This is a genomic window from Caballeronia sp. A2-2 (assembly GCF_057612605.2).
Genome location: NZ_JBVFIR010000004.1, coordinates 237,178 through 251,583 on the forward strand (window position 1 = coordinate 237,178; position 14,406 = coordinate 251,583).

Consider the following 14,406-nt stretch of genomic DNA (forward strand, 5'->3'; position numbering starts at 1 on the left):
ACGTCAAGCCGCAGCCAACGTCTGTGACCACGCGTGCAACTCGCTCGCCGGAATCGCGGGCGAGAACAGAAAGCCCTGCAACTCATCGCAACCGATGCCACGCAACACCTGCGCCTGATGCTCCGTCTCCACGCCTTCCGCGACCACGCGCAAACCAAGCTCATGTCCCAGTTCGATGATCGCCTTCACGATGGCAAGATCAGCAGGTTTATCGAGCATGTCGCGCACGAACGCACGATCGATCTTGAGGCGGTCAAGCGGAAAGCGGTTCAGATAACTCAAACTCGAATAGCCGGTGCCGAAGTCATCGAGCGAGAGCTTCACACCAAGCGCGCGAATGGCGCGGATGGCATCGACATAATGTTCCGCGCCTTCCATCAAGACCGTTTCGGTGATTTCGAGTTCGAGACAATGCGGCGGCACGCGATACGCATGCAGACTCCTCGAAAGCGCCATCAGCAGTTCGGGATCGCGAAGCTGAATGGCGGAGACATTCACCGACACGCGCATCTCGATGCCTTCCTCATCGCGCCACGCGGCAATCTGTCGGCACGCTTCATCGACCACCCACGCACCAATCCCGATGATGAGCCGCGTTTCCTCCGCGACCGGAATGAACACGGCCGGACCCACATCGCCGAGTTGCGCATTGCGCCAACGCAGCAAGCCCTCGACGCTCGTCAGCGCGCCGGTGTGCGCATCCAGACACGGTTGCCACGCAAGCCGCATCTCGCGCTCCTGAATGGCGGTGCGCAGACACGTCTCAAGCGTGAGCCTGTGACGCGCCTGTTCGGCCATGTCGGCGGAGAAGAACTTCACGAGGTTGCGGCCTGCTGACTTTGCCTGATACATCGCGGCGTCGGCGTTCTGCATCAATGTATCGATATCCTCACCATCGTCGGGATAGAGCGCGACGCCCACGCTGCATGATACTTCCAGCGTCAGCCCGCTGACTTCGTGCGGTTCGCGCAGCAGCGGAATCAAACGTTGTTCGATGGTGCGCGTGACGTCAGCCGCATGACCGACGCCATTGAGCAGGATCGTGAATTCATCGCCGCCCAGACGGCTGACCGTGTCGTTGCCACGCACGGCCTTGAGCAGCCGCCGCGCGACCGAACGCAACAGCCCGTCGCCGATATGATGCCCAAGCGAATCGTTGATATTCTTGAAGCGGTCGAGATCGATGAACAGCACGGCGGCGCGCTGCCGCGCCCGTTGCGCCTGCGCAATGCCCAGCCCCAGCCGCGACGCGAACAGCGCACGATTCGGCAACTCGGTTAGCACATCATGCTGCGCGAGAAACTGAATGCGCGCCTCGCTTTTCTTGCGGTCCGTGATATCGATCAGCGTGCAGATGTAATGCGAGACGTGGCCGCTCTTGTCATGCACCGCGCTGACCATCAACCACGCCGGATAATCGCCGCCTTCGCGCCGCCGCACATGCGCCTCGCCATGCCACGTGCTGCTGCGTCCCACGCGATGAAGCAAGTTGCCGAGAACATCGCGTTCATCATCTTCTGCGAGCGCCACGATGAAACCCGGCGGCTTACCCGCCACATCGTCGGTACGATAGCCCGTCGCGCGATAGAACGAAGGATTCGCGGTCACGAGCAACGCATCCGCATCGAGAATCACGATCGCTTCCGACGACGCCTCGAACACCTTGCCCCACAACTCCAGCCGTTGCTCCATGAGCTTGATCTGATTGATTGGTGTGAAGGCGGTGAGAATGGCGTCGCGCCCCTGAAAGTCGAGACGGCGCGCGGAGAGCATCGCCCAGCTCGGTTGTGCGGTGGCTTTCCAGTGAACCTCGAATTCGTCGATGGCCTCGCGGTCGGAAATCTGCTGGAAAAAGCGGGCACGGGTGGAGGAATCGAGACCGAAGGCCCACGGATCGGTCGCGCAACCATTGAGCCAGAACAGGCCGGGCGCGTTCGCATGCAGCACTTCATGTCCCGGAATGGCGGTGACGACCATCGGCACGGGCGTGGCTTCTACGAGCGCCGATTGCGCGGCCGAGGCGCGCGCGGTCGCGGCCAGTTCCTTTTGCACATCGCGTTCGCGGTCTAGCTGCGCGAGCATTTCATTGAAGCCACGCACGAGTTGACCGATTTCGTCCTGACTGTGCCAGCTTGCGCGCTTCGTGTGATCGCCGGTGCGGCGCACGAGGTCCATCACGCGTGCCAGTTTGCGCAGCGGCGAGGAAATCTGCTGCGCGACGCAATACACCATCGTCAGGATGGCGCAGAGCAGGAACAGCGCGGTGCCCAAGTGCAGCCACATGCGCGAGAACAAGCCATGCACGCGTGCGTGCAAGAGGCCGTCGAGTTGATCGCCGGTTTGTCGCCATACATCGTCCACGCTGCGCACCAAGGCTTGTTGCGCGGTATCGACGATCGCGAGTTCGGCGGGATCGGGCGCGGCGTTGTCATCCACGACGATACGCGTCGCGTGCCGATACGCTTCGACAGCGGTACGCATGCGTTCGAACGATGGCGTGAGCGTTTGTTCGAGCGCATGATTGGCCGCGCCCGCTTCGGCGAAGTCGGAGCGCAGACCTTGCATGACGCCATCGAGCTGACCTTCGAGCACGAGATAATGCGAGCGCACTTCCTCGCGCGAACGCGCATGCACGCCATCGTGAAGATGCCGTCCGATGCCATTCACCGCCGCCAGCAAAGCCGGATAACGCAGGATCGATTGCGACATCGCGTAATAGCTGTCGAGATCGGGATCGAGGATCAGGTTCGACTGATTGCCGATGCGCGTGATGAGTTCGCGCGATGCATCGAGCGCCGCATCCGTCGAGGCAATGGCGGGCGTTGCTTCACGCGCCATCGTTTGTAAATCGGCGCGCAACGTGCGGTTTGGCTCCGCGCTCTGCATGCGATCGCCGTATTGCTGTTCCGCGTGCGCAAGTCGTTCGGCTTGCTTATCAAGTTCAGCAGATGTCGGCGCTTTGCCCGCACCCGCTAGCGCGATGCCCGTGATCGCGCGCTCAACTTCATGCACATACGCGTTGCCGACGATCTCCTTGTTCGAGAAATCGATGGCCAGATACTTCTCGTGAATCAGAATGCCGCTGATGTAGATCACCGCGCTCAGATCGAGCAGATAGATGAGCAGCAGTTTGTGGCCCACGCGCAGACGCGCAAGCAGCCTGAAAAACGGATTGCGTTTCATAAAGCGTTGCGCGTGAAAGTCCGCGCCGAAAGTGAGGCAGTTCGATGCTTCAAGAGGGCACCTTGCGATCGGTTGCGTCAGCGGTGTTGTTGCACGTCGATCACGCCTCTATCGGCTCGCCAAAAATAAGCTTTAGGTTTAAGGATTTATGCACGAATACGGCGCGTCATTGCCGTGTTAAGGGGCGCGCACGCGTCTTTCGAGTGCATGACGAAAGCGCTTTAAATGGCTGTTTGCGCTGAAACCATAAAAAACAGACACGCGCAGTTCAACGCTTTGCCAACTCGCGTTCCGCCACGGACAGCACAGCGTTTTCGGCGTGGAAGTCGCTATGAGTAGCCGGTCTTCAACCTACGCGCCGCGAGGCACTGAGATGCAACTCAAGCGAATTCCCACCACGGTCATCACCGGCTTTCTCGGCGCGGGCAAGACCACGCTGGTCAATCACATTCTCGATGCGACGCGGCCGATGCAGATCGGCATCGTCGTGAACGAGTTCGGCGAGGTCGGCATCGACGGGCAGCTTATTGCCGCGGATGAGCAGGCCGTCATCGAGATCAAGAACGGCTGTGTGTGCTGCACGGTGCGCACGGATCTCGTGGCAAGCGTGCGTGATTTACTCGCGCGCTTCGGCGAGCGGCTCGACCGGTTGATCGTCGAAACCTCGGGACTGGCCGATCCCGCGCCCGTTCTGCAAACCTTTCTGGCGGACCTCGAAGTGCGCGAGCGCGTGGAACTGGAATCGGTCGTGTGCGTCGTCGATGCGCTGCATGCCCACGCACAACTGAGCGATGACATCGCGCGCGAGCAGATCGTGTTCGCGGACCGCATCCTCATCAACAAAACGGATGTGGCGACGCCTGCTGGCATGAGCGCGTTGCTCGCGGAGATTCGTAGGCTCAATCCGACAGCGCGAATCGATCACGCGGATCATGCGAGCGTGGATGTGCCCGCGTTGCTCGGCGTGCGCAGTTTTTCGCTCGACGCGTTGCTCGCTATCGAGCCAGATATTCTGGATGACGAAGGACATGACCACGAGCACGACGACAGCATCGTGTCCTGTGCGTTCGTCATGCAGGGCGCACTCGATGCGCAACGTTTCAATCGATGGGTCAATCAACTTACGCAAGTAGAAGGCCCGCAACTGCTGCGCATGAAAGGCGTGCTGGATTTGCACGGAGAAGCACGCCGCCTGCATTTCCACAGCGTCCACATGCTGCTGGACGCACGTTTCGGCCGTGCATGGAAACACGACGAACCGCGCGAAAACCGCTTCGTCGTGATTGGCCGTCATCTCGATGCAGCGCGTCTGCGCGAAGGCCTGATGGACTGCATGCATCGACCCGTTCAATCGCTTTCAACTCTACCGGAGGAACCTGCAAATGAAGAAGCCTGAGGCTTATACCGTGAGCATCGGCGTGCTGGCCGTTGCCGATACGTGGCTCACCGCCACTATCTTTCCTGTGCCCGTTTGGGTGACGTTCATCGCGTGGGCATCGTTTTTCGTGTTGGGCGGCGGGCGTGCGGGTTTCGTCAAGAGCGTCGCGTCGAATCTTACCGGGTTGGTGATCGCGTCGTTGACGCTGCTGTGTATCGCGGGATCGAGCGGCGGTGCGTTGGTGGTGGCGGTGTGCGTGGGCATCGGCAGTGCGGCGATGGTGCAGACATCGAAGATCAAATTGCTCGATGTATTGCCCGCGATCGTATGGGGCTTCGCATCGACCGTGGGCACGACCGTGGCGACCGGGCATGCGATCACCACGGCAGGCATCGGCAATCCGGCATTGATCGCGGCGGCGGCGCTCGTGACCGGCGCGGTCTTCGGATTCGTGTCCGAAGTCGTGGGCGAAGCGCTGCTGTTCAGGCGCGAGCATGGGCTCGGATAAAACAAGCATCACAACGCGGAGCACATCATGAAGCTGCAACATCATTTGGGCGGCATCGAGAACCTCGGTCCGGTCAGCACGGAAACGCGCGTGTTCGTCGAGCCGTGGGAGGAGCGCATCTTCGGCATTCACACGGTGATGATGGCGGAAAGCGCGCATCTCGCGAAGGCGCTGCATGCGTATCCCGTGGGCCAGTTGCCGACGACCTTCAAGAACGACTGGACGTGGGCCTCGTTGCGCACGGGCGCCGAGGGCATGCATCCGTTCGAATACTTCAAGTACCGTTACTACGAAAAGTGGCTGGGTGGCATCTCGCAGTTCTTCGTCGATCAAGGCTATATCACTGCCGCTGAACTCGCGCAAAAGACCGCCGAGTTTCGCGCCGATCCGCAAGCGCCGCTGCCGGAGCAGCCCAGCGCCGAACTCGCGACGCAGATTGCCGCGTATCTGGAAAAGGGCGATTCGGGCCTTCACGCGCTCGACGGCACCGCGCGCTTCAAGGCAGGCGACAAGGTAATGATTAGCGATCCAGAAGATGTCGATCACACGCGTTTGCCGGGCTATTTGCGCAATCACATCGGCGAGATCGATCTCGTCTATCCGGGCGCGTTTTCCTATTTCGTCTCGACGGGACCGGATGGAATCGGCGCGCCGATGCCTGTCTATCGCATCGCGTTCAGCGCGACGGATATCTGGGGCCCCGACAAGAGCGAACCCAACACCACGATCTACGCGGACCTGTACGAAGCCTACGTGCAGCCCGCGCCCTGAACTCACACGAGACCACGATGACCTTACTTTTCGACTATCCCGATGACCGCGAAGCGTCCAGTGCCGCGAAGGTGCGTGCGCTCGAAGCGCTGCTGATCGAGAAGGGCGTGATCGGCAGCGATTCCGTCGATGCCGTGCTCCAGCACTTCGAAACCATGGCCGGCCCGTTCAACGGCGCGAAGATCGTCGCGCATGCGTGGACCGATCCCGAGTACAAGAAGCGTTTGATCGAAGACACGCCGAAAGCCATCGCCGAACTTTCGCTGCCGCTGGGCATGGCGGGCGCGGAAGGCGAGCACATGGCCGCCGTCGCCAACGATCCGAACGTGCATAACCTCATCATCTGCACGTTGTGTTCGTGCTATCCGTGGCCGGTGCTCGGGCTGCCGCCGTACTGGTACAAGGACCCGGTGTTTCGCGCGCGCGGCGTGCGTGAGCCGCGTGCGGTGCTGCGTGAATTCGGCGTCGAGATTGCGCAGGAAAAGGAAGTGAAAGTGTGGGACAGCAGCGCGCAGATTCGCTGGTTCGTCGTGCCGGAAAGGCCCGAAGGCACGGAGCATTTGAACGAGGAACAGCTTGCCGCGCTCGTCACGCCCGAATCGATGATGGGCGTCGCGCTGGTCACTGCATCTTAAGGAGCACACCATGTTCACCCGCTTCGAGGAATACGCGGCCACGTCCATGCTCGGTGCGCTGGATTCGCCGCCGCGTCTGGACGGCAAGCTGTTTTTCACGAACCGTTGGGAGCGCGATGTATTCGGGCTGGCGTTGTCCTTGTCAAAGGCGGGCTGCTTCGAATGGGAAGACTTTCGTCAAAGCCTGATCGCGTCGATTGCGAAATGGGAAGCGGCCGAGTGCGAGAACCAGCCGCGCTGGGATTACTACGAACGCTTTCTCGAAGCGCTGCTGAACGTGATCGATGCGAGCGGCACGCTGTCGCGCGATGAACTTCTGAAGATCGCGACCGCGCGCCGTCCAGCCAACTAAATTCATTTAATAACGAGGTTTTCCATGAACGATACCGTTCTCAATCCCGTCGATGCCATCGCGCCCATTCCCGTGCGCGAACTGCTTCCGTGGGTCGTCTTCGGCGGCTTGCTGATGTTGCTCATGCTGTATTTCGTCGGCGCGGAAGAAGGCGCTACATCGCTCGTCTCAGGGATGTACGTGCATGAGTTCGTACACGACGGACGCCATCTGCTCGGCTTTCCGTGCCATTGATGAGGAGCGCGACATGATCGGCAGACTTCTGTTGCGCGGCATGCTGGCGGGCGTGATCGCCGGGCTTCTCGCGTTCGGTTTCGGGCGCATGCTCGGCGAGCCGCAAGTCGAACGCGCCATCGCTTTCGAGACGCACGAACACGCCGCAGCCGGTGAAGCGCCCGAGCCGGAACTCGTGAGCCGCGCCACGCAATCGGGCATTGGTTTGCTGACGGGCGTGGTGGCGTATGGCGCGGCGTTCGGCGGGTTGTTCGCGCTGACCTTCGCCTTTGCATGGGGACGCGGACGCGCGGCCAAACTCGGCGCACGGCCGCTCGCCGGATGGCTGGCGCTCGCCGCATTCGTCGCGCTGGTCGCGGTGCCGAGCCTCAAATATCCGGCAAATCCGCCTTCGGTTGGCGATCCCGACACCATCGGCTATCGCACGGCGCTGTATTTTCTGACGATTGCCGTCTCCATCGCGATCATGGTGTTGTCGCTCAACCTTCGCGACATGGCCGCGCGAAAGTTCGGCGAGGGCAACGGTGCGCTGATCGGCATCGTCGCGTATGTCGTGATGGTGGCGCTCGTGCTCGCCTGCTTGCCGGAGATCGACGAAGTGCCCGCAGCTTTTCCCGCCGCGCTGCTGTGGAAGTTCCGCATGGCGTCGCTCGGCATGCAGGCGATCGTGTGGACCGGCATCGGCGCAATTTTTGGTGTGCTGGCCGAGCGTGCATCCAATGCTGAAAAGCGCTCGCCGCAAGCGTTTTTTAGCGTTGTAAAGTGAGGTCGGATACGCGTTTTCGAGGAGAAGCGAATCGACGCGAAGAAACGCATCAAGGTCGGCATGCTCGTGTTTCCGGGGTTTCAACTGCTCGACATCGCGGGGCCGAAGGACGCCTTCGCGGAAGTCAGAGTCCTGAGCCAGGGCGAATGCGAGTACGAAATGCTGACAGTCGGCACGACGCGCGGCAGCGTGGTGTCGTCGAGCGGACTCACGACCGTGCCGGACCGCACGATCTTCGACATTTGCCCGGAGTTCGACACGATCATCGTGCCCGGCGGTCTGGGTATTTTCGATGCCTTCGACGACCCCGCGCTCAGCGGATGGCTCAAGAGCCAGAGCCGTCAGTGCCGCCGCGTGTCGGCCATCTGCAATGGCTTGTTCGCGCTCGGGTCGGCGGGGCTGCTCGATCAGCGCGTGGTCACCACGCACTGGATGGATGTGCCGCGTCTCGCCGCCACCTTCCCGAAGGCGAAGATCGAGCCGGATCACATCTACGTGCGCGACGGCAATATCTATACGACGGCGGGCGTGACGGCAGGCATCGATCTGGCTTTGGCGATGATCGAGGACGACTTCGGCCGGCAGATGGCGCTCGATGTGGCGAAGTATCTCGTCGTCTATCTGCGCCGTGCGGGCGGGCAATCGCAGTTCAGTCCGCTGCTCGAAACGCAGGCGTCGCCGGGCTCGCAAACGGTCGCGTTGCAGGAGTACATGCTCGATAACCTGCAACTCGGGCATACGGTGGCGTCGCTCGCGCAGCGCGTGCACATGAGCGCGCGCAATCTGTCGCGCACGTTTGCCAAGGAAAGCGGCATCACGCCGATGACGTTCCTCGCCAATGCGCGTATCGATGCGGCGCGTCATCTGCTCGAAGCCTCCGATCTCTCGCTCAGGGAGATCGCGCGGCGCTGCGGCTTCGAGGATACGGATGGCTTCAGAAGAACGTTCAGCCGCCGCTTGCAGATCAATCCGGCGGAGTATCGGGAACGCTTCAGGTCGAAGGCGACGAGTTGATGCACGCCGGAAACGCCAGCCCGTAACGCGCGCCGCACGCTTCGAGCGGCGCGCGGATATTCGGATGCAAACGCACGCCGTGCGCGAGTTGTTCGGCGCGGCGCGCCATCGCGCGGTCGCCGGGCAGGCGCACGGGGTCATCGGTTAAGCGCGGTGGATTGCTGCGGCTTGCATCGGCGAGCCAGTCCATTTGGCGGCGAAACGCATCGAGGCCGCCGAACGCTTGCGGATCATATAGCGCAATGAACACCGTCGCGCCCCAGCCTTCGTGCGGGTCCGCGCGTCCGAAGCCCGCGAGGCCGCCCGTGAGCGCTTCGATCAGCAACGCAAGACCGAAGCCCTTGTGACCCGCTGCGAGCCCGCCGAGCGGAAGGATAGTGCCAGGCGGGTCGGCGAACAATACGCCGGGGTCGTGCGTGGCGTTGCCTTGTGCGTCGAGCATCCACGGTTCTTCGAAAGATTCGCCCGCCTGATGACGCCGCGCGGTCATCGCGTTCGTCGTTACGGATGACGAAATATCGATGAGGATCGGCGTGGTCGATGTCGGCACGCCCATCGCAATCGGATTCGGCGTGAACAGCGCGCGCGTGCCGCCGAATGGCGCGACGCTTTGCACGCTCGGATCGGAACTGGCGAGCATCATCACCAGATTCAATTCGGTGGCGCGCAACAGATACGCCGCCAGACACGCGATGTGATGACTGCGCCGGATCACGAGCGTCGCGCTGCCGAGTTCGCGGGCGCGCGGGGCGAGTGCATCGATGCCCGCATGAACGAGCGCAGGACCCGGCAAACGATGGCCGTCCCACAACAACGTAGCCGGGCGATCGTTGAGCACTTCGGGCACGCCCTCGCGCGTCATCCAGCCATTTTCAAGTTGCCCGACATAGCCCGCAAGCAAGGCGAGGCCGTGCGTATCGTGGCCCATCAGATCGCCTTCGACTAGTGTGCGCGCCACATCGTGCGCGTGGTGGCGTGCAAGTCCTGCCTTGCACAACAGTTCGACAGCGTAGTCACGCAAGGCTTGCGCATCGTGGCGTTCTGGTTCCATCGACTTCTCCGTGTAATCGGGCTCGGTGACCGACGATAGTCGATCGCTCATCCACTGAGAAGACGTTGATTCAACGATCAAGTATTGTGCGCCGCACGCATGCTCACCTAGACTGGGTTCGCCGTGGAACGAGGAGACATGCATGAGCAACGAGCACATCACCGACAAGGTGAAGGCGATCATCGGGGCGCAGACCGAGTGGGTGGAATCCACTCATCCGGTCGAGGCCAGCGAAGTGCGGCGCTTTCATCACGCGACCATGGACGATGCGCGCCGCTACTGGGACGAGGACTGGGCCGCGACGAGCCGCTATGGCGCGCGCGTGGCGCCGCCCGGTTTTCCCGTGCATGCGTTCCGACGTCCAGCGGATTCACCCGATCCGCTCGACGAGATGAACCGCCCGGACTACGACGGACTGAGCCGCAGTTTCAGCGGTCTGCCCGCCGTCGAAGTGGATTTGCCGCGCGATCTGAACGGCGGCTACGAATACGAGCTATACCGCTATGCGCGCGTCGGCGAGAAGGTGATGCGCCGGGCGCGTTACAAGGACATCGTGCAGCGCGAAGGCAAGAGCGGGCCGATGGTGCTCGTCATCATCGAGGAAACCTATACGACCGAAGCGGGCGAAACGCTCATGAAAGTCACGAATACCCAGATCATGCGTTAGGCGAGGATCGTCATGGCCGGATTATGTTTTGAGGATGTCGAAACAGGCATGGAGATTCCGCCTGTCGTGAAAGGGCCGATGACCACGGCGCATATCGTGCGATGGTCGGCGTCGATGGAGAACTGGCATCGCATTCATTACGACTGGCGCTTCGCCACGCAGCACGACAAGCTGCCCGATGTGATGGTGAACGGTTCGTGGAAGCAGCACGTCATGCTGCAATTGCTCACCGACTGGGTGGGCGAAAGCGGCTGGGCGTGGAAGCTCCAGTTCCAGTTTCGCGGCATGAATGTGCCGGGCGATGTCATCACCGCATGGGGACGCGTGACCGGACGCGAGCGGCGCGGTGCTTTCGGGCTCGTGCATCTGGAAATCGGCTTGCGCAATCAGGAAGGGCGCGAGAGCACGCCGGGGAGCGCCACGGTCGTGTTGCCGTTGCGGAATGGGGCGCGCGTGCCTTATCCGTTCGATCCTGCGGTGCTGGAGGAGGCCGCGTGAACGCCGCGCCGCTGGCAGGCGTTCGCGTGATCGAATGGAGCGGTTCGATGTCCGCATCGTTCTGCGCGCGCGTGCTGTGCGATCTCGGCGCGCATGTGCTCAAACTCGAACCGCCCGGCGCGGGCGATCCGTTGCGGCGAGTGGGTCCGTTCGCATCCGACGCGCGTTATGGCGATGATGGCGCGTTGTTCGCGTATCTGAATCACGGAAAGGAAAGCGCGACGCTCGATCCCTCACGCGGCAGCGGCGCAGCGTTGCTCAAGCGGCTTGTAGAACAGGCGGATTTGTTGATTACGTCCGAACACGCACTCGATGGCGATGCATTGCGCCGCGTGCAACCCGCACTCGTCACACTTGCCGTAACACCGTTCGGCACGCCCGCGCTAAACGATGCACACACCGATTTCACGCTGACCCATCACGCAGGCTATGCCTTTCATCAGGCAAGGCCCGTGCATGCACCCGACGAACAACCGCCCGTGGCGTGCGCGGATCGCGAAGTCGCGCTGGCGACGGGCGTTGCTGCGGCCAATGCCGCGCTGTGGGGCTTGCTCGATGCGCAAATGTACGGCGAAGGACGCAGCATCGAATGCGCGGAGTTGGAAGTGATCGCGCATCTGCTGATCGAACCGGTAGCCGATTACGGTCGCGGCGAACGCACCTTCAGCCGTCTGCGCGAACAATTGCAGGGCACCGAAGTGGCGGGCGGGCTGATCTGGCTGCTGCCGTGCCGCGATGGCTTCGTGATGATCTCGCCGCGCGAGGAGCATCAGTGGGAGCGTTGGGTCGAGTTGCTCGGCAATCCCCCGTGGTCGCGCGATAAAGCCTTGTGCGGCGAACGCACCGCACGCAATGAAAACTGGATGATCCTGCAAGACGAAATGTCGAAGTGGACGCGCGAACACACTCGCGCCGATGTCTTCGAACGCGCGCAGGCCGCACGCGTCGCGTGTTTTCCGGTAAGCGGCGCGCGCGATCTGCTCGACAACGCGCAACTGGCCGCGCGCGATTTCTTCGACCGTTGGCAGGGCGCGGGCGTCACGCCTTTGCCGATGCCGGGCTTGCCGTTCCGCATGCGCACGCGTTCCGGCGCCGAACTGCCGCGCGGCCGCGACGTGCTCGCCCCGACGCTGGGCGCCGCGAATCGCACGGTGTACGAAACACGCCTCGGCCTCACGCCGGGCGAGATCGAAACGCTGCGTCAGCAGGGAGTCGTGTGATGAGGAAGCAGACATTGGCCGGCCTGCGCGTGGTCGATTTCAGTTGGGTGCTGGCCGGCCCGATGACCACCAAGATGCTGGCGGGCATGGGTGCCGAAGTCATCAAGATCGAATCGGCGACGCGCCGCGAACATACGCAGCGTCAGCCGTGGTGGGCCGTGGTGAATGCGGGCAAGAAAAGCTGCACGATCAACCTGAGCCGCGCGCAAGGCCCGGAATTGATCCGCCGCCTGATCGCGCAGAGCGATATGGTGGTCGAGAACTTCTCGAACGGCGTGCTGGCGAAGTTCGGGCTGGATTACGAGACGCTCGCCGCCATTCGTCCCGACCTGATCTTCGTGTCGGCATCCGGTACGGGGCGCGAAGGACCGCAACGCGATGCGCTCGCTTACGGCTCGCTCTTGCAGGCTTACAGCGGCCGCGCGAGCGTGGTCGGCACGCCGAACGAACGCGTCGAAGCCATGGGCATCCTTCCTGCGTGGACCGATCCGATCACCGCGCTCTGGGAATGCTGCGCCGTGCTCGCGGCCATCCGCCACCGGCGCGCGACGGGCGAGGGCGCTTTCATCGACCTGTCGATGCTGGAAAGCACGGTTGCCTTGCTGCCGGAGTTGTTGTTCCGCGAGTCATTGGGCAGCGAAACGCCCGCGGCAAGCGGCGCGCGCGAATGGGATGCGGTGCCGTCCGGCTGCTTCCGTTGCGCGGGCGATGACGCGTGGCTGGCCGTATCGGTGCAGGATGACCGCCAGTGGCATTCATTGTGCGATGCCATGCGCAAGCCCGATCTCGCCACCGACCCGCGTTTCGCCGATGCCGTGAGCCGCGCCGCGCATCGCGCGGAAGCGGACGCGTTGCTGGCCGCGTGGCTCGCGGACCAGCCCGCCGCGCGCGCGCTCGATGCGCTGCAATCGCGCGGCATTCCGGCGGCGCGTTCCCGGCACATCGGCGCGGTGATGGAAGACCCGTATTTCAGCGAGCGCGGCCTGTTCCCGGAACTGGCCGACGGCTCGCGCAGCATCGCCTTGCCGTGGCGCGACAGCGACGGTTTTCGCGGCGAATTCGCGCCGCCGCCGCGTCTGGGCGAGCACAACGACTACGTGTTCCGCGAGCTGCTCGGGCTCGATGCGAACGATATCGAAACATTGACCGAAGCGGGCGTGCTGCGTTGAGGGCAAATCGAGGAGATTGAAATGAAAGAGAAAGTAGCGGTATGCGAAGTCGGGCCGCGCGATGGCCTGCAAATGGCGCATGAAATCATGCCGACGGCGCTCAAGACGCGCTGGATCGCGGCCATTGCGCAGGCGGGCGTCGGCGAAATCGAAGTGGGCAGCTTCGTGCCGCCCAAGCTCGTGCCGCAAATGGCGGACACCGATGCCATCGTGAAGGCCGCGCTCGCGCAGCCGGGCTTGCGGGTGATGGCGCTGGTGCCGAACTTGCGCGGCGCGCAGGCGGCGTATGCGGCGGGCGCGCATGGCGTCGGCGTGCCGGTGTCGGTGAGCGAAGGGCATAGCCGCTCGAATACGCGCAAAGGGACGATGGAGCAGGTGGAAGAGGTGCGCCGCATCGTCGAATGGGTGCGGGAGCAGGAGCGGCCGATGGCGGTCGAACCCGGTTGCGCCACCGCGTTCGGCTGCGCGATCGATGGCGTGATTCCGCTGGAGAAAGTGATCGAAACCGCCGTGGCGCTGGCGGAAGCGGGCGTCGATGCGGTCGCGCTGGCGGATACCGTGGGTTACGGCAACCCTGCACAAGTGCGCCGCATGGTGAAGGCCGTGCGCGCGGAAATCGGCGGGAAGCTGACCAAGCTGCATTTGCACGACACGATGGGCTTAGGGCTGGCCAACGCGCTCGCCGGGCTGGAAGAGGGCATCCGCAGCTTCGATTCGGCACTGGCGGGCTTGGGCGGCTGTCCGTTCGCGCCGGGTGCGTCGGGGAATATCGTGACCGAGGACCTCGTGTTCATGCTGGAGAGCATGGGATTCGATACGGGCATCGATCTGGACCGGCTGATTGCCGCGCGCGAACTGCTGCACGAAGGCGTGCCCGCCGAGCCGATGTACGGTCAGGTGCCGAAAGCGGGCGTTCCCAAGACCTACCGCGCGCAGGCCATCGCTCATGCGTGAGCGCGG

General features: G+C 62.8%; 15 protein-coding genes. 13 read left to right on the top strand and 2 right to left on the bottom strand.

What is annotated here, in order from left to right; genetic code table 11:
• Positions 1-3: 3 nt before the first annotated feature.
• Entirely contained in the window at positions 4-3,183 is a 3,180-nt protein-coding gene (locus ACZCWR_RS32005; RefSeq protein WP_487306695.1) for a bifunctional diguanylate cyclase/phosphodiesterase, read from the bottom strand.
• A 373-nt stretch (positions 3,184-3,556) separates the two neighbouring features.
• Between ACZCWR_RS32005 and ACZCWR_RS32010 the strand changes: the two genes are divergently transcribed.
• The 8 genes from ACZCWR_RS32010 to ACZCWR_RS32045 are packed head-to-tail and all read left to right on the top strand — an operon-like array spanning position 3,557 to position 8,841.
• Complete coding sequence (locus ACZCWR_RS32010; RefSeq protein ID WP_487306696.1) at positions 3,557-4,579, top strand: CobW family GTP-binding protein; 1,023 nt, start codon at positions 3,557-3,559, stop codon at positions 4,577-4,579.
• The gene (locus ACZCWR_RS32015) at positions 4,566-5,069 is read left to right on the top strand and encodes a DUF1097 domain-containing protein (RefSeq protein WP_487306697.1); all 504 of its coding nucleotides are present in this window, start codon (positions 4,566-4,568) and stop codon (positions 5,067-5,069) included. The genes ACZCWR_RS32010 and ACZCWR_RS32015 overlap by 14 nt, the downstream gene beginning before the upstream one ends.
• Before the next feature lie 27 nt (positions 5,070-5,096).
• Complete coding sequence (gene nthB / locus ACZCWR_RS32020) at positions 5,097-5,840, top strand: nitrile hydratase subunit beta (RefSeq protein WP_487306698.1); 744 nt, start codon at positions 5,097-5,099, stop codon at positions 5,838-5,840.
• Between the two features lie 17 nt (positions 5,841-5,857).
• Positions 5,858-6,475, top strand: a complete 618-nt coding sequence (gene nthA / locus ACZCWR_RS32025; RefSeq protein WP_487306699.1) for a nitrile hydratase subunit alpha — start codon at positions 5,858-5,860, stop codon at positions 6,473-6,475.
• Positions 6,476-6,485: 10 nt separating this feature from the next.
• A complete protein-coding gene (locus tag ACZCWR_RS32030) occupies positions 6,486-6,827 on the top strand; it encodes a nitrile hydratase accessory protein (RefSeq protein ID WP_487306700.1) in 342 nt (113 codons plus the stop codon).
• A 24-nt stretch (positions 6,828-6,851) separates the two neighbouring features.
• A complete protein-coding gene (locus ACZCWR_RS32035) occupies positions 6,852-7,061 on the top strand; it encodes a CbtB domain-containing protein (protein ID WP_487306701.1) in 210 nt (69 codons plus the stop codon).
• A gap of 13 nt (positions 7,062-7,074) precedes the next feature.
• Entirely contained in the window at positions 7,075-7,827 is a 753-nt protein-coding gene (locus tag ACZCWR_RS32040; RefSeq protein WP_487306702.1) for a CbtA family protein, read from the top strand.
• Between the two features lie 60 nt (positions 7,828-7,887).
• Positions 7,888-8,841, top strand: a complete 954-nt coding sequence (locus ACZCWR_RS32045) for a GlxA family transcriptional regulator (protein ID WP_487306703.1) — start codon at positions 7,888-7,890, stop codon at positions 8,839-8,841.
• Here ACZCWR_RS32045 and ACZCWR_RS32050 read toward each other — a convergent pair.
• Positions 8,819-9,892: an Ldh family oxidoreductase gene (locus ACZCWR_RS32050; RefSeq protein WP_487306704.1), complete on the bottom strand. Its 1,074-nt coding sequence runs from the start codon at positions 9,890-9,892 to the stop codon at positions 8,819-8,821. The genes ACZCWR_RS32045 and ACZCWR_RS32050 overlap by 23 nt on opposite strands.
• Before the next feature lie 142 nt (positions 9,893-10,034).
• Here ACZCWR_RS32050 and ACZCWR_RS32055 point away from each other — a divergent pair, with 142 nt between their 5' ends.
• The 5 genes from ACZCWR_RS32055 to ACZCWR_RS32075 are packed head-to-tail and all read left to right on the top strand — an operon-like array spanning position 10,035 to position 14,400.
• Positions 10,035-10,559, top strand: a complete 525-nt coding sequence (locus ACZCWR_RS32055) for an FAS1-like dehydratase domain-containing protein (protein WP_487306705.1) — start codon at positions 10,035-10,037, stop codon at positions 10,557-10,559.
• A 48-nt stretch (positions 10,560-10,607) separates the two neighbouring features.
• Entirely contained in the window at positions 10,608-11,057 is a 450-nt protein-coding gene (locus ACZCWR_RS32060; protein ID WP_487306706.1) for a hotdog family protein, read from the top strand.
• Positions 11,054-12,277: a CaiB/BaiF CoA transferase family protein gene (locus ACZCWR_RS32065; RefSeq protein ID WP_487306707.1), complete on the top strand. Its 1,224-nt coding sequence runs from the start codon at positions 11,054-11,056 to the stop codon at positions 12,275-12,277. The genes ACZCWR_RS32060 and ACZCWR_RS32065 overlap by 4 nt, the downstream gene beginning before the upstream one ends.
• On the top strand, positions 12,277-13,446 hold the full coding sequence (locus tag ACZCWR_RS32070; RefSeq protein WP_487306708.1) for a CaiB/BaiF CoA transferase family protein: 1,170 nt from the start codon (positions 12,277-12,279) through the stop codon (positions 13,444-13,446). Before ACZCWR_RS32065 ends, ACZCWR_RS32070 begins: the two co-directional genes overlap by 1 nt.
• 21 nt (positions 13,447-13,467) lie before the next feature.
• Positions 13,468-14,400: a hydroxymethylglutaryl-CoA lyase gene (locus ACZCWR_RS32075; protein ID WP_487306709.1), complete on the top strand. Its 933-nt coding sequence runs from the start codon at positions 13,468-13,470 to the stop codon at positions 14,398-14,400.
• The last annotated feature ends 6 nt before the right edge of the window (positions 14,401-14,406 follow it).